23 protein-coding genes are annotated in these 18,259 nt (G+C 72.9%); 12 read left to right on the forward strand and 11 right to left on the reverse strand.

Annotation, left to right across the window (positions count from 1 at the left end; translation table 11 throughout):
• The 3 genes from AC069R_RS27125 to AC069R_RS27135 form a co-directional block, all read right to left on the reverse strand.
• Positions 1–159 (reverse strand): DUF397 domain-containing protein (locus tag AC069R_RS27125; protein WP_478769476.1); only part of this gene is annotated, 159 nt, incomplete at its 3' end.
• The gene (locus tag AC069R_RS27130; RefSeq protein ID WP_478769415.1) at positions 156–350 is read right to left on the reverse strand and encodes a DUF397 domain-containing protein; all 195 of its coding nucleotides are present in this window, start codon (positions 348–350) and stop codon (positions 156–158) included. The genes AC069R_RS27125 and AC069R_RS27130, both read right to left, overlap by 4 nt.
• Positions 347–1,186 (reverse strand): helix-turn-helix domain-containing protein, encoded by an 840-nt coding sequence (locus tag AC069R_RS27135; protein WP_478769416.1) that lies wholly within the window; start codon positions 1,184–1,186, stop codon positions 347–349. Before AC069R_RS27135 ends, AC069R_RS27130 begins: the two co-directional genes overlap by 4 nt.
• 135 nt (positions 1,187–1,321) lie before the next feature.
• On the opposite strand from AC069R_RS27135, the gene AC069R_RS27140 reads away from it, so the two are divergent.
• From AC069R_RS27140 to tgmC, 6 genes are all read left to right on the forward strand, one after another.
• Positions 1,322–1,762: a hypothetical protein gene (locus tag AC069R_RS27140; protein ID WP_478769417.1), complete on the forward strand. Its 441-nt coding sequence runs from the start codon at positions 1,322–1,324 to the stop codon at positions 1,760–1,762.
• A gap of 166 nt (positions 1,763–1,928) precedes the next feature.
• Entirely contained in the window at positions 1,929–2,099 is a 171-nt protein-coding gene (locus AC069R_RS27145; protein ID WP_478769418.1) for a hypothetical protein, read from the forward strand.
• 36 nt (positions 2,100–2,135) lie between these two features.
• On the forward strand, positions 2,136–2,513 hold the full coding sequence (locus AC069R_RS27150) for a hypothetical protein (RefSeq protein WP_478769419.1): 378 nt from the start codon (positions 2,136–2,138) through the stop codon (positions 2,511–2,513).
• A 35-nt stretch (positions 2,514–2,548) separates the two neighbouring features.
• On the forward strand, positions 2,549–2,833 hold the full coding sequence (gene tgmA, locus AC069R_RS27155; protein WP_478769477.1) for a putative ATP-grasp-modified RiPP: 285 nt from the start codon (positions 2,549–2,551) through the stop codon (positions 2,831–2,833).
• The gene (gene tgmB, locus AC069R_RS27160; protein WP_478769420.1) at positions 2,833–3,798 is read left to right on the forward strand and encodes an ATP-grasp ribosomal peptide maturase; all 966 of its coding nucleotides are present in this window, start codon (positions 2,833–2,835) and stop codon (positions 3,796–3,798) included. Before tgmA ends, tgmB begins: the two co-directional genes overlap by 1 nt.
• Entirely contained in the window at positions 3,795–4,937 is a 1,143-nt protein-coding gene (gene tgmC, locus AC069R_RS27165) for an ATP-grasp peptide maturase system methyltransferase (protein WP_478769421.1), read from the forward strand. The genes tgmB and tgmC overlap by 4 nt, the downstream gene beginning before the upstream one ends.
• Before the next feature lie 56 nt (positions 4,938–4,993).
• Here the strand turns inward: tgmC and AC069R_RS27170 are convergent, their stop codons facing one another.
• The 3 genes from AC069R_RS27170 to AC069R_RS27180 form a co-directional block, all read right to left on the reverse strand.
• Positions 4,994–5,239 carry a hypothetical protein gene (locus AC069R_RS27170; protein ID WP_478769422.1) on the reverse strand — a complete coding sequence of 82 codons (246 nt, stop codon included), beginning with the start codon at positions 5,237–5,239 and terminating at the stop codon, positions 4,994–4,996.
• A 414-nt stretch (positions 5,240–5,653) separates the two neighbouring features.
• Positions 5,654–6,100, reverse strand: a complete 447-nt coding sequence (locus AC069R_RS27175; RefSeq protein ID WP_478769423.1) for a hypothetical protein — start codon at positions 6,098–6,100, stop codon at positions 5,654–5,656.
• Between the two features lie 84 nt (positions 6,101–6,184).
• The gene (locus tag AC069R_RS27180; RefSeq protein WP_478769424.1) at positions 6,185–6,832 is read right to left on the reverse strand and encodes a carbonic anhydrase; all 648 of its coding nucleotides are present in this window, start codon (positions 6,830–6,832) and stop codon (positions 6,185–6,187) included.
• Positions 6,833–7,135: 303 nt separating this feature from the next.
• Here AC069R_RS27180 and AC069R_RS27185 point away from each other — a divergent pair, with 303 nt between their 5' ends.
• Positions 7,136–7,978 (forward strand): MurR/RpiR family transcriptional regulator, encoded by an 843-nt coding sequence (locus AC069R_RS27185; RefSeq protein ID WP_478769425.1) that lies wholly within the window; start codon positions 7,136–7,138, stop codon positions 7,976–7,978.
• A gap of 91 nt (positions 7,979–8,069) precedes the next feature.
• Complete coding sequence (locus AC069R_RS27190) at positions 8,070–8,681, forward strand: hypothetical protein (protein WP_478769426.1); 612 nt, start codon at positions 8,070–8,072, stop codon at positions 8,679–8,681.
• A gap of 24 nt (positions 8,682–8,705) precedes the next feature.
• Here AC069R_RS27190 and AC069R_RS27195 read toward each other — a convergent pair whose 3' ends face one another.
• The 5 genes from AC069R_RS27195 to AC069R_RS27215 form a co-directional block, all read right to left on the reverse strand.
• A complete protein-coding gene (locus AC069R_RS27195; RefSeq protein ID WP_478769427.1) occupies positions 8,706–9,080 on the reverse strand; it encodes a roadblock/LC7 domain-containing protein in 375 nt (124 codons plus the stop codon).
• Between the two features lie 11 nt (positions 9,081–9,091).
• A complete protein-coding gene (locus AC069R_RS27200; RefSeq protein ID WP_478769428.1) occupies positions 9,092–9,580 on the reverse strand; it encodes a roadblock/LC7 domain-containing protein in 489 nt (162 codons plus the stop codon).
• Between the two features lie 31 nt (positions 9,581–9,611).
• Positions 9,612–10,493, reverse strand: a complete 882-nt coding sequence (locus AC069R_RS27205) for a transcriptional regulator (protein WP_478769429.1) — start codon at positions 10,491–10,493, stop codon at positions 9,612–9,614.
• On the reverse strand, positions 10,490–10,873 hold the full coding sequence (locus tag AC069R_RS27210; RefSeq protein WP_478769430.1) for a hypothetical protein: 384 nt from the start codon (positions 10,871–10,873) through the stop codon (positions 10,490–10,492). The genes AC069R_RS27205 and AC069R_RS27210 overlap by 4 nt, the downstream gene beginning before the upstream one ends.
• 180 nt (positions 10,874–11,053) lie before the next feature.
• The gene (locus AC069R_RS27215; RefSeq protein WP_478769431.1) at positions 11,054–12,427 is read right to left on the reverse strand and encodes a type III PLP-dependent enzyme domain-containing protein; all 1,374 of its coding nucleotides are present in this window, start codon (positions 12,425–12,427) and stop codon (positions 11,054–11,056) included.
• A gap of 138 nt (positions 12,428–12,565) precedes the next feature.
• On the opposite strand from AC069R_RS27215, the gene hutU reads away from it, so the two are divergent.
• The 4 genes from hutU (at position 12,566) to hutI (ending at position 18,130) form a co-directional block, all read left to right on the forward strand.
• Complete coding sequence (gene hutU / locus AC069R_RS27220) at positions 12,566–14,230, forward strand: urocanate hydratase (protein WP_478769432.1); 1,665 nt, start codon at positions 12,566–12,568, stop codon at positions 14,228–14,230.
• Between the two features lie 71 nt (positions 14,231–14,301).
• Positions 14,302–15,573 (forward strand): allantoate amidohydrolase, encoded by a 1,272-nt coding sequence (locus tag AC069R_RS27225; RefSeq protein WP_478769433.1) that lies wholly within the window; start codon positions 14,302–14,304, stop codon positions 15,571–15,573.
• Positions 15,570–16,904 carry a formimidoylglutamate deiminase gene (locus tag AC069R_RS27230; protein ID WP_478769434.1) on the forward strand — a complete coding sequence of 445 codons (1,335 nt, stop codon included), beginning with the start codon at positions 15,570–15,572 and terminating at the stop codon, positions 16,902–16,904. The genes AC069R_RS27225 and AC069R_RS27230 overlap by 4 nt, the downstream gene beginning before the upstream one ends.
• A gap of 50 nt (positions 16,905–16,954) precedes the next feature.
• Positions 16,955–18,130, forward strand: coding sequence for an imidazolonepropionase (gene hutI / locus AC069R_RS27235; protein ID WP_478769435.1), 1,176 nt, complete (start codon positions 16,955–16,957; stop codon positions 18,128–18,130).
• Positions 18,131–18,259 lie beyond the last annotated feature (129 nt).

Consider the following 18,259-nt stretch of genomic DNA (forward strand, 5'->3'; position numbering starts at 1 on the left):
GAATGCGGACCAGGAGTTGGCGCTGAAGGTGAGGGTTGCGGCGTCGCGGTCCTTGGTGTCGCGGACGGGCACGATGCCGGGGACGTTGGCGGCGACCTCCACGCAGGCGCCGCCGTTGTTGCTGTAGGAGGACGTGAACCAGCGGGGGGAGTCCGTCACGGGGTGTCCTTCTGAGAGGCGAACTGGACGAATGCGGACCAGGAGTTGGCGCTGAAGGTGAGGGTTGCGGCGTCGCGGTCCTTGGTGTCGCGGACGGGCACGATGCCGGGGACGTTGGCGGCGACTTCCACGCAGTCGCCGCCGTTGCTGCTGTGGGAGGAGGTGAACCAGCGGAAGGAGTCGGTCGTCACGGGGTGCCCTTTCGTACCTCATGGATCATGGCCACCGATGCCGCCTGAGGCAGAGCTTCGGCCTGCAACTGATGGTAGGCCGTCAACAGGGGCAGTACGGCTGCCGTATCGCGCTCCACGTGTCCCCGCAACTGGGATTCCGCGTACGCGACCACGGACATGTCCGGCAGCGTCAGCAGGTTCATCGGCAGGTTGAACGATCGCCGCGCTCCTATCCCGAAAGGAGACACGTGGATGACCCAGTTCGGGAGGGAGGCGACTTCGGCAAGCCGCTGGAGCTGCTGATCCATGACCTCCGGGCCGCCGACCGCGTGGCGAAGGCAGCTCTCGTCCATCACCACGAGGACCATGGGCGACCGTGGGCGCACCAGCGCTGCTTGCCGGTTCGCCAGGAACGCGACGCGTTCATCGGCTTGTTCGGGGGTGATGGCCCCGCGCAGCACATCGCCCTCGGCCACCGTCCGTGCGTACTCCGGTGTCTGAAGTAGTCCAGGGACCAGCCCAATCTGGAACAGCCGGATCTCTGCCGCCTGGCCCTCGTACTTGACGTACTCGGGGAACCCCTCCAGCAGCACACTGTGCCGCAACTCGCGCCACTCCCGCTCCAACGCGTCGGTCGAGCTGGCGAGGCCGAACACCTGGTCAAGCTTGCGCGAGAAACGCAGAGTTGGCGGTTTGCGTGTAGTTTCAACGGCCGAAACATGCTGGCTGGAATACCCCAGCTTCTCCGCCAGCTCCTCCTGGGTCCACCCCTGATCTTCGCGCAACCTGCGCATGCGCGCGCCGAACGCGGCTGCCGGGCTGGCATCCGGGTCCAACTCCTTGCGATTAACCATGCCTTCGCAATTCCTCCTTCCGATCTGGCCCATTGAAGGGCTTCCGACTCTAGGTCACTCTGAAGGCGCTCGGTAGCGATTCCGCTACACAGAGGAGTGGTTGAGAAAGGCTGGGCGATGCACCCCCACCGCAGCATGGCCATCGAAATCGCGGAAATCACCAACTCACTGGCGGCAGTCCTGAACGAGGCCGCCATCAAACTCCCCCAGTTCCACACCAGGTTGGCGCCGAATGAGTGCCGGGATTTCGTCATCCGATTGGGTGACTGCAATGTGAGGCAGGGGCGTGCCCTGCTCGCCCTGCTGCTCGACGGGCTGACGCTGCGGCAGCAGCACGCCGGCGCCTCCCCGGCCGGCGCTCCGGCGGGACCCGCGCCGAGTGAGCTGGAGCCGCACGACATGCTGGTCCGGCTGAAGGGCGCGTTCAGCGCGGCCGGTTGGCTGGTCGACGTGGACGTCATCCAGACGGCCTGGGGGCCGCGGCTCGCCTTCCGCAACGGCCTGGGGCTGGACCACGTGGACGAGCTGATCCTGACGGTCGAGGCCGGTGTCAGGGCGAGGGTGATCAAGGTTTGACGATGACTCTCGCGGTATACCGGGTGGACCGCCAGGGGAACCGGCACGTGGTACGGAAAGAACACGAGGTGACCCCCCTCAAGACACCGGAATGGTCTTCCGCCTGGCCGCCGTGCCAGTGCCCGAGGCACCGCAACAGCAACCGCCCATGAGGGCCCGGCCTTTGATGCGAGGCTTCTGCCTCCTGTGCCGCCACACCAAATACGTCCTGTGGATCGGTCCGGTCGAACACGACGGACAGCGCGCGCCGGCCTACGCCTGCGAGGACTGCTGCGCGTTCGTACGGGCCTACATCAACCAGTCCAACCGGCAGTGGGACCAGCGTCCCGCCACCTGACCGACCTTCACCGCACCCTCGCCCAGGGAGCCCACGATGTTCCGATGCAAGGCCACGACCGCCCTGGATGACGCCGTCCTGGCCCTCGCGATGCAGATCCCCTCCCCGCGTGCGGACATCGACTGGGCGGTGTCCCGCTCGCTCCGGTGCCTGCTCGAAGACGTGCCGCACGACCACCACGCGGCGTTCCTCCGCACCGGCGCGAGCGCGGCCCCGGACTCCGATGTCTTCGTGTGCTGGCGCGACGGGGCGTCCGAGCAGTGGTTCGAGGACATCGAGTGCTGCATGAACAGGCCGAACCCGCTGACCACGGGGTGCACCCTCTTCACGGGACACCCCGGCCGGTGCGACTGGCAGTACGCCGATCCCGAAAACACGGCCATCCAGGAGGCCGCCGAGCGCCTCGCCCTGTGACCCGGCATCCCACTCCTGCCGCACCACTGGCTTCCTTGCCTGGAGCGGGCCCTAGATGTATTGCCCCGTGGGGCACGCGGCGAATGGCGCCGTTCGCGGCCACCACCACGGTTCCGCAGTACACACCCGTGATCGACCCCGAAACGCAGATCGCCGTCATCGTGGACGAGCATGGCCGGACGGTCGAGTTGGGCAAGCACGGCACGAGCACGAGCGGCCTGACGCCCACCACGACCACCCCCGGTGACGGCTCCGGACCGGGCGGCGCGACCGACGCGGACAGCACCGAGTCGTACGACCAGGACGAGAGCTCCGACTGATGAGTGACAGCAGGTCGGTACTGGTGCTGACCAACCCCTACGACGTGACAGCGGATGTGGTGCTGCGGCTTCTCGCCGAGCGCCGGGTTCCCGTGGTCCGTCTCGACCCCGGCACCGACCTGCACTCGGATGCCTCGCTGACCGCCACGTACCGTACCGGCGTTCAGCGGGGCATCCTGCGCACGGCGAGCCGGGAAGTCGACCTCGGCCGGGTCCGGTCCGTCTGGGTGCGCAGGCCGTCGCCCTACCAGGGGCCGCAGGGGCTGAGCGACCAGGACCGCCGGTTCGCCGGGGAACAAGCGCTGTGGGGTGTGGGCGGCATTCTCGCCGCGTCGCTCCCGGAGGCGCACTACGTCAATCACCCTTGGAACAACCGGGCTGCGGAGTTCAAGCCCGCGCAGCTGTCGACCGCGCAACGCTGTGGGTTCCTGGTACCCAGCACGTTGATCACCAATGATCCGCACGAGGCACGGACGTTCGCCGCCCATCAGCCCGGCGGCGTGGTCTACAAGCCGGTGTGGAACACGCCCTACCGCGTGGACGACCGGCCACACAGTGTGTGGGTCCGGGAGGTACGCGGAGCCGAGATCACCGACGCTGTGTCCGTCTGCCCGCACCTGTTCCAGGCCAAGGTCGACAAGGCGTTCGACGCGCGGGTGACCGTCATAGGCGGCCGACTGTTCGGAGTCCGGATCGACAGCCCCGACCTCGACTGGCGCTACCGGCAGGACCTGATGACGTGTACACCGGTCGACGTACCGGAACCCGTCGCCCGTGCGACAGCCGTCTACCTCACCGAACTCCGTTTGGTCTACAGCGCGTTCGACTTCGCCGTATCCACCGCCGGTGACTGGTACTTCCTTGAGTGCAACCCGAACGGCCAGTGGGCCTGGCAGCCGACGGAGACCACTGCGGCGATCGCCCGGGCCATCGCGGACCAGCTGGAGAAAGGCCCCGATACGTGAGCACAGCGACTCGGCTCCGCGCCGCCCTGGTGGACAGACTCATCGAGGACGCTCCCTTCATGGAACCCGAGTGGCGCAGCGCCGCCGGGGCGGTTCCCCGTGAGCTGTTCACGGCGTCCTACTTCAGGCCGGTCGCGGGCACCGTCCCGACCAGCTACCGCCCCGTGCGGGAGGGCGAGCCCGGATGGCTGGAGGGGGTGTACTCCGACGAGACGCTGATCACTCAGCTGGACGGTCGGATCAGGCCCGCCGACGTGACCGAGGAAGCCGTGACGGGTTCCCCGTCCTCGTCGTCCACCCTGCCGTCGCTGGTGTTGCGCATGTGGCAGCGGCTCGGCGTCGAGACCGGACACCGCGTGCTGGAGATCGGTACGGGAACCGGGTACTCGACCGCTCTCGGGGCACATCGCCTCGGGGACGCCGCCCTCACCAGCGTCGAGTACGACTCGGTGGTGGGCCGGGCAGCCTCCGCGGCGCTCAAGGCAGCCGGCTTCGCACCCCGACTGATCATCGGCGACGGACTGCGTGGCGACCCGGACGGGGGCTCCTACGATCGGCTTATCGCCACGTGTTCGGTCCGGTACGTCCCGCTGCCGTGGCTGCACCAGGTGAAGCCCGGCGGAAAGATCCTGGTCACGCTGTCCGGGTGGAGTTACGCCAACGCCCTCGCGCTGCTGGACGTGACCGGCCCCGGTCAGGCCACGGGCCGGTTCCTGCCCGGTTACACGAGCTTCATGATCGCCCGGCCGCACGACCGGCCGCCCCGCCCGACGCTGGTCCTTCTGCCGGGGGACGAGCGCCCGAGCCGGATCGACCCCGCGAAGCTCGACGACTGGACCGGCAGTTGGGTCGCACAGCTAGCGGCACCCTCGGCCGAACGCATGGGGGCGGGGGCGGAACAGATCCTCTGGGACGTGTCCACCGGTTCACAGGCCCGGACGGCAGCTGGTGCCGACGGCGGTTGGACCGTCGTACAGCGCGGGCCCGTCCGGCTGTGGGACCGGGTCGAGCAGGCCGTGCAGCGCTGGCAGGCCGCCGGTGAACCTCATCAGGCGGGCTTCGGAATCACCGTCTCGGCCGCCGGTCAGCGGGTGTGGCTCGGCACGGAGGACGGCCCCGGCTGGGACCTGCCGATCTGACGGACGGAGATCGCCGTCCCTCGCCCACGAGTTGGAGAACGTGGGCGCCGTTCTCGTCAAGGCAGGGACGGCTCTCCACGTCGGCCAGCTCCAGCAGCGACCGGCCGGCCCGCCGCAGCCGACAGGATCTCGTCCACCAGCCGGTCCGCCGCGTCTGGGCGGCCGTACACGCGGGCCCGCTCCGCCATGGCCCGCCGGAGGTGGGCGTCGGCCAGGAGGGGGCCCACCGCGGTCAGCGCGGGATACGTGTGTCCACCGGTACCGCCACCCGTGACGACGAGACGAAAAGGGGCGCTGCGCATCGGGATCGCTCCTCGGCGAAACAGAGATCGGGCGAGCTGCCACGGTAGTGGGTGAGCCACCCCGCCTGCCCCGGCCTCCCGCGAATCCACGCCACCCGCCCCTCGGGCCGGCCGTCTCGCCCGCGAGCCCGTGACCTCGGCGAACTCGCGGTGACCAGGGGCGTTCGAATCGCCGCGCAAGTGGTACGAGGGTGTCACGTGCACGCAGCACTCGCTTAACACGCGTCCGGCAGATTAGGGGGTGTCGGCGTCACGGACCTCCGGAGCGGCTCCCGGACCTCCATGGACGCCAAGGGCGCGCGGCCCGGCCCTGACCCGGCGCGCGTCCCCCGCGGGGACCGCCGTCGTCCCGCCCCCCGGCAACGGGGGTGCGGCGGTCCCCGCGCAAGTCTTTCCGCGCGCGGGGAGCCGGGGCTACTCGGCTCCGCGGGACCCGCGGGACCGGCCCGACAGCAGCTCGGGGTGCCGGCGTATCGCCTGGGTCGCGTTGACACCGACGATGCCGATCCAGGTGGCCACTATTCCGGCGAAGCCCGCGAGGCCGCCGGCGATCGCGGACAGCGGGACGGCGAGGATCAGGGTGAGCAGCGCGAAGCCGTACCGCTCGCCCCAGGAGTCCACCGGGTTCCGCGGCCGGGCGGTGCCGCGCGCGGCCGCCATCTGCTGCTCGGCCAACTGCCGCCGCACCCGCCGGTCCACCGCGCCGTCGAGCCGCTGCTCGACCTTCTCAAGGAAGGATTCGACCAGGGCGGAGTCGTATTCGTCCCCCAGGTCCCGGCGGGCCCGGACGGTCGCGTCGAGGTCCTTCCGCAGCTCGGCGTCGCCCTTGAGTCCGACGTCCTGCGGGTCACGTGCGCTCATGCCCTCACCGTAGAGAACGCCGGGCCCCCGCCGCACTGGGGAAAGCCCCCCTCTTCCGGTGGTGCGAACCCCTCGTCGGCTCCGTCAGGGCAGCAGCGACATCAGTCCCGACCCGGCGTCCAGCCGCGCGGCCACCACCTGTGCGGCGGCGAAGGCCGGATCGGCGCGGATCGCGTCCCGCACCCACGTGGCCTGGGCCCGCAGGGTGTGCTCGGCCCAGTCGCCCGGCCGGTTCCGGGTGCGGCGGGCGGCGGGGGCGATCTCCTCCACCAGCAGCTCCAGATGGCCCGGCACCGGCGCCCCGGTGCGCAGCCGCTCCAGGGTGGCGGCGACGGCGGCGCACCGCTCGTGTCCGAGGACCAGCACGAGCGGTGCGCCGAGCTCCTGGACGCCGTACTGGACGGACCCGAGCACGGCCTCGTCCAGCACCTGCCCGGCGGTACGGACGCACAGCAGCTCCCCGAGCGGCTGGTCGAGGACCAGCTCCGGCGGGGCGGGGGCGTCCACGCAGCCGACGACCACCGCGCACGGCCGCCGCCCGGTGGGACGGACGTACGGCTGCCGCGGACGGCCGGAGACGTAACGGGCGTTCCCGGCGAGGAGTTCACCGAGGACGGCGGCGGCTGCGGTGGGCCGGGGCGCGTCCGCGTCGGGTGGGGGGACGAGCGAGGGACAGGGCGGACGGGGAGCGGGCGCGGTCGGCGTCCGTAAGGCCCGGTGGGGGGTGGCCATGACGCTTCCTCGGTGGTCGTGCCAGTAGGGATCACCCTAGGCACGCGCGTCGTCACTCTGGGTTGCTGTTTAACGACACTTGGCCGTATCCGCGCCGGATCATCGCCGCCGCGATACCGCCCCTTGACGGCGCGGCGAGGTCCGGCGGGAAGTCGAGTGCCCCCGGATCGCAGAGAGTCGGTGAACCCCCTTTCCTGTATAACGGTATACAGGAAAGATTTGTCTGAATATTAGTCCGTGTTCGGTGCGGCTCCGGGGCTGTACTCTCCCGAGGCGGCGAGGACCTCCGAGGGGGAGTACGTGATGAGCGTGACCGACAGCCCGGCCAACCGGTTGCAGGCGCTTTTCGAGGGTCACCGGCTCACGCCGACCCAGCGCCGCATCGCGCACAGCATGGTGCGGCGCGCCGCCGACGTGCCCTTCCTGTCCAGCGTGGAGCTGGCCGAGCTGGCGGGGGTCAGCCAGCCGTCGGTGACCCGGTTCGCGGTCGCCCTCGGCTTCGACGGGTATCCCGCGCTGCGCCGGCACCTGCGCGAGGTCGTACCCGCCGAGCCCGCGCCCGAGAACGGCGCGCACAACGAGTACCAGCTCGCCGTCGAGGCCGAGATCGAGAACCTGCGCCACCTCGCGGAGCTGCTCGCCGACCCGCGCCCGGTGCAGCAGGCCGGCCGGGTCCTCGCCGCCTCCCGCCCGCTGCCGGTGCTCGGCCTGCGCGCGGCCGCCTCCCAGGCGTACGGCTTCGCCTACTTCGCCGCCAAGGTCCACCCGGACGTCCGGCTGCTCGACGAGGGCGGCACGATGATCCAGGACCGCATCGACGCGGCCGTCCGCGCGGGCGCGAGCGCCCTGCTCTGCTTCGCGCTGCCCCGGCATCCGCGCGAGGTGGTCGACACCCTCGCCTACGCGCAGGAGGTCGGCCTGACCGTCGTCACCGTCGCCGACTCCGCGTTCGCGCCCGTCGCCAAGCACTCCGACCTGCTGCTGCCCGCCGCCGTCGGCACCGGCCTCGCCTTCGACACGGCGTGCGCGCCGATGCTGCTGGGCCGGGTGCTGCTGGAGGCGGTCTGCGACGATCTGCCGGACGCCCAGGCGCGCCTGGAGGAGTTCGACGCGAAGGCCGCCGCGCGGGGCCTGTTCGTGGAGTGAGTCCCGGTCCTCTCAGGTTTGTCTCACGTTCGCCCGCTAAGGTCCCCGCCGGGCACAGACACTGTGCGGACTCGTGACACGGGAGGCCGACGTGGCGCGCGGAGAGCGTGGAGAAGGCAGAGAACGCGGCGGCCGGGGACTGGCCCGGCTGGCCGTCGTCGTACGGGCGGGAGCCGCCCCGCTGTGGTGGTTCGGAGTGGTCGCCGCGGGCGTCGGCGCCGTGCCCGAGGGGTGGACGGGGCGCCGGACCGGGGCGCTCGCCGGGGCCGCGCTGTTCCTCGTGGCCACGGCCGCGGTGGCGCTGGCGCGGCGCCGCCGGTACGCCGCGCTCGTCCGGGGCGCGAGCCGCGCGGGCAAGTACGACGTGCTCCAGGACCGCGCGGTGACCGTGCGCAACTGGCGCCGCGGGCACCGCTGGTGGCTGCTGCTGGCCTGGGTGCTCGCGATCGGCTCCGCCTTCGCCGTGCCGGTGGCCGGCGGGCTGCTGCTGGCCGGGTGCGGCACCGGGCTGTGGCTGAAGGCCGCCTGGCTCGGGCGGCGCGAGCGGGCCCTGGAGAGCCTGCTCTGGGTGCGCGTCGACTGGCTCGACAAGCGCGCCGGCCGCCCGGCCGGCAAGGCGGTCAGGGGCCTGCGCGCCACGGGCATCGCGGCCGGCGACGCGGCTCCGGGCGGGGCCCGCCGCCGTACCGCTGCCCTGGTCTGACCGGCGTGATCCGGACGGAAGACCCTAGATCTCCAGGCTCTCCTCGATCCGCTTCAGCTGGTGGCGGGCCATCGCCAGGTTGGCGCGGGTGGAGTCCAGGACCAGGTAGAGGAACAGGCCGTTGCCGCCGCGCCCCTGGAGCAGGCGGATCAGGTGGTACTGGTCGGAGAGCGTGATGAGGATGTCCTCGATCCCGCTCTTGAGGCCCAGCATCTCCATCGTGCGCATCTTGGCGCGGATCACATCGGTGTTGCCGGCGGCGGCCACGTTCAGGTCGAAGGTCTTGCTGCCGCCCATCGTGCCCAGCGCCATCCCGCTGGTGTAGTCGACGAGCGCGACGCCGGTGGCGCCCTCGATCGAGGTCAGCGCCTCTTTGAGGGCGGTCTCGGTGTTGGCCATGTCGGGTCCTCTCAACTGTCGGTTGTGGTGCGTGCGGTGGTCGTGCGCGGGGTCCGCGGGGCGCGGGCGCGCGTGGGGGCTGTGGCCTGGCGTGCGGGCGCGTTCCGGGCGGCCGCGGCCTCGGCGGCGTCCAGGAGCTCGCCGATCCGGGCGCCGGAGCGGCGGCCCTCCAGATGGAGCCGGCCGACGTTCACCCGGTCCTGCGCGAGCAGGGTCAGTACGGCGCTGCGCCCGGCCGCGTAGGTGGCGACGTAGCCGCGCTCGCCGCGCACCAGCAGTTCCCGCAGGCCGCCGTTGCCGGTGGCGTCGGCGACCCGTACGGAGACGCCGAGCGCGGCCGCGGTGAGCGCCGCGAGCCCGTCGGGATCGACGCCGGGCGTGTCATGGGCGACGACGAGTCCGTCGACGCCGGCCGCGAGCGCGCCGGTGAGCTGCGGCACGCGGGTGCGCAGCCGGTGCAGCTCCTCCAGGACGGTCCGAAGGTCGTCCTCGGACACCATCAGCTCTCTCCTCTCGGCGGGGCGTGGCCGTTCAAAGGGCCTCCAGCGCATCCCTGAGCCTCTTCAGCAGCGCGATGTCGGGGTCGGTGACCGGGAGCAGGGGCGGGGGCAGGTTCCGGGCCTGCTCCGGTGCGGTCGGGGCCGGCGGCGCGGGGGCGGGCGCGGCCGGCGCCAGGGGTCTGAGGTGCCCGGCCGCCGCCAGCCTGCGGACGTCGACCAGCGTGTGGAACGCCTGCCGGCCCAGGTCCCGCGCGATGTCGGCGGCCGTACGGGTGCCGTCCACGCGGTCCAGGACGGCGCGCTGGCGGGGGGCGACGGGGGCGGGGCGGCCGGGACGCTTCGACGGCGGTCCCGTGCGCCCCTGCCGGGTGGTGGCGGGGTCCGCGCGGATCAGCGGCGCGGTGTCCGCGGCCGGGTCCGGCCACAGGCGGTGCAGTTGCAGCCGGCGGCGCAGGGTCTCGCGTTCCAGGGCGACCACCGGGACCGAGGGCAGCGGGCCGGTGCGGGGCTCGCCGTCGTAGCGGAAGCGGCCCGGCGTGCTGCTCGGTGCCAGGGCGAAGTACCCGGCGTCGTACAGCGCGTCCAGATGGCACAGCTCCAGCGCGCCGGCGGGTAACAGGCCGGACTCCAGGAGGAGTTCGGCCGCCCGTAACGGGCCCTCGGCCGCGCTGGCGGCCCGCTGCCAGGCGGCGCCGGCCAGGGTGCCGTGGGCCGTGAGGAGCACGTCGAGCCCCGGCGCGAGGGGGCTCTCGGCGTGCACCACCCGGCCCTCGGCGAGGTGCAGGGTGCCGTGCTCGCGGACCAGGACGCCGGTGGCCCGCTCCTCGGCCAGCCGGTTGAGCATCGGGGACAGCGCGCGGGCGGCGGCCTTGTCCCGCACCGGCAGCGGCGGCGGCGTACGGACCATGGTCATCCCAGCACCAGGCGGGCGGCCATCTCGCCGAGCCGGATCCGGGCGAGCGCGAGATTGCCCTCCTCGCGCCCCAGCCACAGATGCAGGAACACGCTGCTGTCGAAGGAGGTGTCGACGAAGCGCAGCAGGTGGTAGCTGTCCGCGTTGCTGACGATCACGTCCTCCACCGGTGGCCGGTCCGCCCCCTGCGCCGTGAACGTGCCGTGCTCCGCGGCCAGCCGGGCCAGCTCGGCGGCCTCGGCGGCGGCCGCCTCGTGATCGCCGCCGGGCGCCTCCCCGACCGCCCCGAGCGCGAGACCGCTCGTCCAGTCCACCAGCGCGGCACCGCGGGCACCGGGCAATCGCATCGCTTCCAGCAGGCACTCGTCGATTCCGGGCACCGCGTGGCTCCCCTCCCGCCTGGGACTCCGGCTGAGTGATCCCGACACTACGCAACGTGTGGGGGAGGGGTGAGCCGTTTGGCATTTTCCGATGGAACATGCTTCCGGCGTACTAGTGTTGGGCAACTGACCCCTGTGTCACTGGAGTTGCTTCATTTGTTCGAGTGAAGCGGGGGCGCGTCAACGGCTTCCGGATGCACGCAGGGTGGTGAGCGCCGAAGCGTGCGCGCCCCCGGACTCCGCCACCACCTGGGCGATCGTCTGCGGCTCCCGCACGGTGGCGAAGGCGACACCCCCCGCACCGTCCGGCGCGAAGCCGTAAATACCGGGCCGGGCGAGGGAGTTGTAGGCGTAGTGGTGCGCGAAGTAGTACGCGCCCGTGTCCAGCGCCGCCGCGTAGTCCCCCTGCGCCAGCTCGGGCAGCGCGCGCCCCTCGGCCAGCAGGTCGCCCGAGAAGCACGCCGGGCCCGCCACATCCTGCACCACCTCGGGCCCCGCCTTCGGCCGCCCCTCGGCGTCGTACGCGGCGATCCGCAGCGGCCACGCCCCCGGCGCGTACACCGTCCGCGTCGCCACCTGCACGCCCGCGTGCGTCACCGCGATCCGCCGCCCGCCCGAGCGCTTGGCGTACTCCACCCGCGCCACCACCGTGCCGTGCTTGGCCAGCAGCGACCGCCCGAACTCGGTCACCAGTCCATACCGCCCCGCGCACAGCCCCGGCACCCGCTCGGCCAGCAGCCGGGCGTACCGCGCGTACGACGGCTCCGTCGCCTCCCCCGCGAAGTTCACCGGCAGCCCGCCGCCGATGTCGAGCGTGTCGATCTGCCGCCGCCCCACCCGCGCGTTGATCTCCTCCGCCAGCGCGTACGTCTCCGCCACGCCCCGCGCCAGCAGCTCCAGCGGAATGCCCTGCGAGCCGGTGTGCGCGTGCAGCCGGGTCAGCCACGGCCGCTCCGCGTACGCCCGTACGACCCACTCGCGCGCCCCCTCGTCCCGCAGCGCCACCCCGAACTTCGAGGTCCCGGTCGCCGTCGAGGTCGCCCCGATGCTGCCGCCGCCGATCTGGGGGTTGACCCGGAGGCCGAGCGGGGAGCGGGTCGGCGCGGACCGCACCAGGGCGTCCAGGCGGTCCAGCTCCTGCGGGTTGTCCGCGTTCACCGCGATGCCCAGCGCCAGCGCCTCGCGCAGCTCCGCCGGAGTCTTGGCGGGCGAGTCCAGCACGGTCCGCCCCGCCGGCACGCCGGCCGCGCGCGCCAGCGCCAGCTCGCCGGGGCTCGCCACCTCGGCGCCGATGCCCTCCTCGTGCAGCAGCCGCAGCACCGGCACGAGCGGGGACGCCTTCACCGCGAACGCGTGCAGCACCGGGGTGCCGGGCGCCAGCACCGCCTCGAACGCCGCCCGCAGCGCCGCCGCCGACTCCCGGATGCCGGTCGCGTCGAGCAGCCCCACCACCGCCGCGTCCGGGCCCAGCAGGCCCTGCGCCACGGCGGCGCGCACCGCCTCGTCCCGCCGCCCGGCCCGCTCCCGTGCCCCGGTCCCGGCCTCGTGGTCCACCGCGCTTCCCTCCTGTCGGCCGTCAGCTGCTTCCAGCCAAACACCCGGAACGCGCGGACGGGGCCGCCCCGATGTATTGACTAGCTCTATTCAGGAAGTCAGGATGTGAATAGATGCAGCAACAGCAGGAGGCAGACGATGTCGGGACCCCGCCCCGTACGAGCACCGCGCGGCACGGAACTCAGCGCCCTGGGCTGGCAGCAGGAGGCCGCCCTGCGCATGCTCCAGAACAACCTCGACCCCGAGGTGGCCGAGCACCCCGACAAGCTCGTGGTCTACGGCGGCACCGGCAAGGCCGCCCGCGACTGGCGCTCCTTCGACGCCATGGTGCGCACCCTGCGCACCCTCAAGCAGGACGAGACCATGCTGGTCCAGTCCGGCCGCCCGGTCGGCGTCATGCAGACCCACGAGTGGGCGCCGCGCGTCCTCATCGCCAACTCCAACCTGGTCGGCGACTGGGCCAACTGGGAGGAGTTCCGCCGCCTGGAGGCCCTCGGCCTGACCATGTACGGCCAGATGACCGCCGGCTCCTGGATCTACATCGGCACCCAGGGCATCCTCCAGGGCACCTACGAGACCTTCGCCGCCGTCGCCGCGAAGAAGTTCAACGGCACCCTCGCCGGGACCATCACCCTCACCGCGGGCCTCGGCGGCATGGGCGGCGCCCAGCCGCTCGCCGTCACCATGAACGACGGCGTCGCCCTCTGCATCGACTGCGACCCGCGCGCCATCGAGCGCCGCATCGAGCACCGCTACCTGGACGTGAAGGCCGACAGCATCGACCACGCGCTCCAGCTCGCGACCGAGGCCCGCGACGCCCGCCGCCCGCTGTCCATCGGCGTCCTCGGCAACGCGGCCGAGCTGGTCCCGCAGCTGCTCGCGATGAACGCCCCCATCGACATCGTCACCGACCAGACCTCCGCCCACGACCCGCTGGCCTACCTGCCGGTCGGCGTCGCCTTCGAGGACATGGCGGACGCCGCCGCGAAGGACCCGGCCGGGTTCACCACGCGGGCCCGCGAGTCGATGGCGAAGCACGTCGAGGCCATGGTCGGCTTCATGGACGCCGGCGCCGAGGTCTTCGACTACGGCAACTCCATCCGCGGCGAGGCGCAACTCGCCGGATACGACCGCGCGTTCGCCTTCCCCGGCTTCGTGCCCGCCTACATCCGGCCGCTGTTCTGCGAGGGCAAGGGCCCCTTCCGCTGGGCCGCGCTGTCCGGCGAGGCGGCGGACATCGCCAAGACCGACAAGGCGCTCCTCGAACTCTTCCCCGAGAACGAGTCCCTCGCCCGCTGGATCAAGATGGCCGGCGAGCGGGTCCACTTCCAGGGCCTGCCCGCGCGGATCTGCTGGCTCGGCTACGGCGAGCGGGACAAGGCCGGCGAGCGCTTCAACGACATGGTCGCCTCCGGTGAGCTGGCCGCGCCGCTCGCCATCGGCCGCGACCACCTCGACTGCGGTTCCGTCGCCTCCCCCTACCGCGAGACCGAGGCCATGCTCGACGGCTCCGACGCGATCGCCGACTGGCCGCTGCTGAACGCCATGGTCAACGTGGCCTCCGGCGCGTCCTGGGTGTCCATCCACCACGGCGGCGGCGTCGGCATGGGCCGGTCCCTCCACGCCGGGCAGGTCACCGTCGCCGACGGCACCAAGCTCGGCGGCGAGAAGATCCGCCGCGTGCTCACCAACGATCCGGGCATGGGCGTCATCCGGCACGTGGACGCCGGGTACGACATCGCGGAGTCCGTCGCGGGCGAGCGGGGGGTCCGGGTGCCGATGCGTGAGGGTGACGAGGCGTGACACTCGGTTCTGGCGAAGGCGGCAACCCTTCGGCGGGGGTGCGAAATTCGTCGCCGACTGCGGGTCCGGCTGTGCCCGCCGTGCGGGACGATTGCCCACAGCCTGGTGCCCAGACCGCCAGGAGCGGCTCCTCCTTCCATGAGATGTGGCGGGAGCTGCTGCCCATCGGGCGGGACGCAGGCTCCGGCGGATACCGGCGCTACGCCTGGACCGGACCCGACGCCGAGTGCCGGGCCTGGTTCAAGGAGCAGGCCGAGGGCCGGGGGCTCGCGTACGAGGTCGACCGGAACGGGAACCAGTGGGCCTGGCTCGGCGACCCGGCCGCCGGGGACGCCGTGGTCACCGGGTCGCACCTGGACTCGGTGCCGGACGGAGGGGCCTTCGACGGGCCCCTCGGGGTGGTGTCCTCCTTCGCCGCGCTCGACGAACTCCTGCGCCGGGGCGCCCGGTTCACCAAGCCCCTCGCCATCGTCAACTTCGGCGACGAGGAGGGCGCCCGGTTCGGCCTCGCCTGCGTCGGCTCCCGGCTGACCTCGGGCGCGCTGACCGCCGAGGACGCGCACCGGCTCACCGACGGGGACGGGATCACCCTGCCCCGCGCCATGGCCGCCGCCGGGTACGACCCCGAGGCCATCGGGCCCGACCCCGAGCGGCTGGCCCAAATCGGCGCCTTCGTGGAACTGCACGTCGAACAGGGCCGCGCGCTGGACCTGTCCGGCGACCCGGTGGGCATCGCCAGCGCCATCTGGCCGCACGGCCGCTGGCGGTTCGACTTCCAGGGCGAGGCCAACCACGCCGGCACCACCCGGCTGGCCGACCGCCGCGACCCGATGCTGTCGTACGCCGAGACCGTGCTCGCCGCCCGCCGCGAGGCCGAACTCGCCGGCGCCGTCGCCACCTTCGGGAAGATCGCGGTGGACCCCAACGGCGTCAACGCGATCCCCTCGCGGGTGCGCGGCTGGCTCGACTCCCGCGCCGCCGACCAGGAGACCCTGGACACGGTGGTCGGCGCCATCGAGCAGGCGGCCCGGCAGTACGCCGACGCGCACGGCGTGGACCTGGACGTCGTACGGGAGTCCTTCACGCCCGTCGTGGAGTTCGACCACGCGCTGCGCGACGAACTCGGCCGCATCCTGGGCCGGGACACCGGCCTCACGGTGCCCGTCCTCGGCACCGGCGCCGGACACGACGCCGGAATCCTCTCCGGGAGCATTCCCACCGCCATGCTGTTCGTGCGCAACCCCACCGGCGTCTCGCACTCCCCGGCCGAGTCCGCGGCCGAGGACGACTGCGTGGCCGGAGTGGGCGCGCTCGCCGACGTACTGGAAGGGCTGGCCTGTTGACCAGGGCGACGTACTGGCTGGAGCACGCCTGGCTCGGCGACCGTGTCGAGTCGGGGGTGCTGGTCGAGACCGAAGGCGGGCGGATCGGTGCCGTGCGCACCGGGACGCCCGCCCCGCCGCCCGGCGCCGAGGTGCTGCGCGGACTCACCCTGCCGGGGCTGGCGAACGCCCACAGCCACGCCTTCCACCGGGCGCTGCGGAGCGTCGTCCAGGTCGGCAGCGGAACCTTCTGGACCTGGCGCGAGGTGATGTACTCCGTCGCCGACCGGCTGACCCCGGACACCTACCACGCGCTGGCCCGCGCGGTGTACGCCGAGATGGCGCTGGCCGGCATCACCTGTGTCGGCGAGTTCCACTACGTGCACCACGCCCGCGGCGGCACCCCCTACGCCGACCCCAACGCCATGGGCGAGGCGCTGATCGCGGCCGCCGCCGAGGCCGGCATCCGGATCACCCTCCTCGACACCTGCTACCTCGCGGCAGGATTCGGCGAGGCGCCCAACGCCCACCAGCTCCGCTTCTCCGACGGCAGCGCGGAGGCCTGGGCCGAACGCTGTGCAGTTCTCAAGGAACGGGATCACGCACGGATCGGGGCGGCGATCCACTCCGTACGGGCCGTGCCCGCCGACCAGTTGGCGACCGTGGCCCGCTGGGCCGGGGAGCGGCGGGCCCCGCTGCACGTCCACCTCTCGGAGCAGACCGCCGAGAACGACGCCTGCCTGGCCGCGCACGGCCGCACCCCCACCCGGCTGCTCGCCGACCACGGCGTCCTCGGGCCGCGCACCACCGGGGTGCACAACACCCACCTCACCGACGAGGACATCGCCCTGCTCGGCGGCTCGCGCACCGGCACCTGCATGTGCCCGACCACCGAACGGGACCTCGCCGACGGCATCGGCCCGGCCGTCGCCCTCCAGCGGGCGGGCTCCCCGCTCTCCCTCGGCTCCGACAGCCACGCCGTCATCGACCTGCTCGAAGAGGCGCGCGCGATGGAGCTGAACGAGCGGCTGCGCACCCGCACACGGGGCCACTGGACGGCCGCCGCCCTGCTGCGGGCCGCCACCGCCGACGGGCACGCCGCCCTCGGCTGGGAGGAGGCCGGCCGCATCCAGCCGGGCGCGCTCGCCGACCTGACGACGATCGCCCTGGACTCGGTCAGGACAGCGGGCCCGGAACCCCGGCTGGGCGCCGAGACGGCCGTATTCGCGGCGGGCGCGGCCGACGTACGGCATACGGTCGTGGGCGGCCGGCAGGTCGTACGCGACGGCGCGCACACGCGCGTACCGGATGTGCCCCGCGCGCTGGCAGCGGCCGTCGAAGCCCTGCGCTGACCGCGCCGGACCCCGCGCCGACCCCCACCGCCCCCCACGAGGACGACACCATGAGCAGCAGCACCGCCATCACCAACATCGCCACGCTGGTCACCAACGACCCCTCCCTCGGTGACGGATCCCCGCTCGGTCTGATCCAGGACGCGGCCGTCGTCATCGAGGGCGACCGCGTCACGTGGACCGGTGAATCAAGCAAAGCACCCGCCACTGACAACCGGGTCGACGCGGGCGGCCGGGCGGTGCTGCCGGGGTTCGTGGACTCGCACTCCCACCTGGTCTTCGCGGGGGACCGCACGCAGGAGTTCAACGCCCGGATGTCCGGCCGCGCCTACTCGGCGGGCGGCATCCGCACCACCGTCGCCGCCACCCGCGCCGCGAGCGACGCGGAGCTGGCGGCGAACCTCACCCGCTACCTGGCCGAAGCGCTGCGCCAGGGCACCACCACCTTCGAGACCAAGTCGGGCTACGGCCTGACCGTCGAGGACGAGGCCCGCGCCCTGCGCATCGCGGCCGAGCACACCGACGAGGTGACGTACCTCGGCGCGCACATCGTCTCCCCCGACTACGCCGACGACCCGGCGGCCTACGTCGCCCTGGTCACCGGCGAGATGCTGGACGCCTGCGCGCCGCACGCCCGCTGGATCGACGTGTTCTGCGAGAAGGGCGCCTTCGACGGCGACCAGGCCCGCGCGATCCTCACCGCGGGCAAGGCGAAGGGCCTGCACCCGCGTATCCACGCCAACCAGCTCACCCACGGCCCCGGCGTGCAGCTGGCCGTGGAGCTGGACGCCGCCAGCGCCGACCACTGCACCCACCTCACGGACGCCGACGTGGACGCGCTGGCGAGCGGGAACACCGTCGCCACGCTGCTGCCCGGCGCCGAGTTCTCCACCCGCGCCCAGTGGCCCGACGCCCGCCGGCTGCTGGACGCGGGGGTCACCGTCGCCCTGTCCACGGACTGCAATCCGGGCTCGTCGTTCACCTCCTCCGTGCCCTTCTGCATCGCCCTGGCCGTGCGCGACATGGGCATGACCCCCGACGAGGCGGTCTGGTCCGCCACCGCGGGCGGCGCCGCGGCCCTGCGCCGCACCGACATCGGCCGCCTCACCCCCGGCGCCCGCGCCGACCTGACCCTCCTCGACGCCCCCAGCCACGTCCACCTCGCCTACCGGCCGGGCGTGCCCCTGGTCAGCGGGGTGTGGCGGAGCGGCGTACGGGTGGTCTGAGGCCCCCGGACACGGGGGAGGGGGGGGGGGGGGGGGGGGGGGTGGGTGGGGGGGGGGGGGGGGGGGGGGGGGGGGGGGGGGGGGGTGGTGGGGGGTGCTTCTCCCTCTACCCCCCCCTTCTTGCGCTCC

The sequence above is a fragment of the Streptomyces sp. NPDC043952 genome (genome assembly GCF_056435325.1).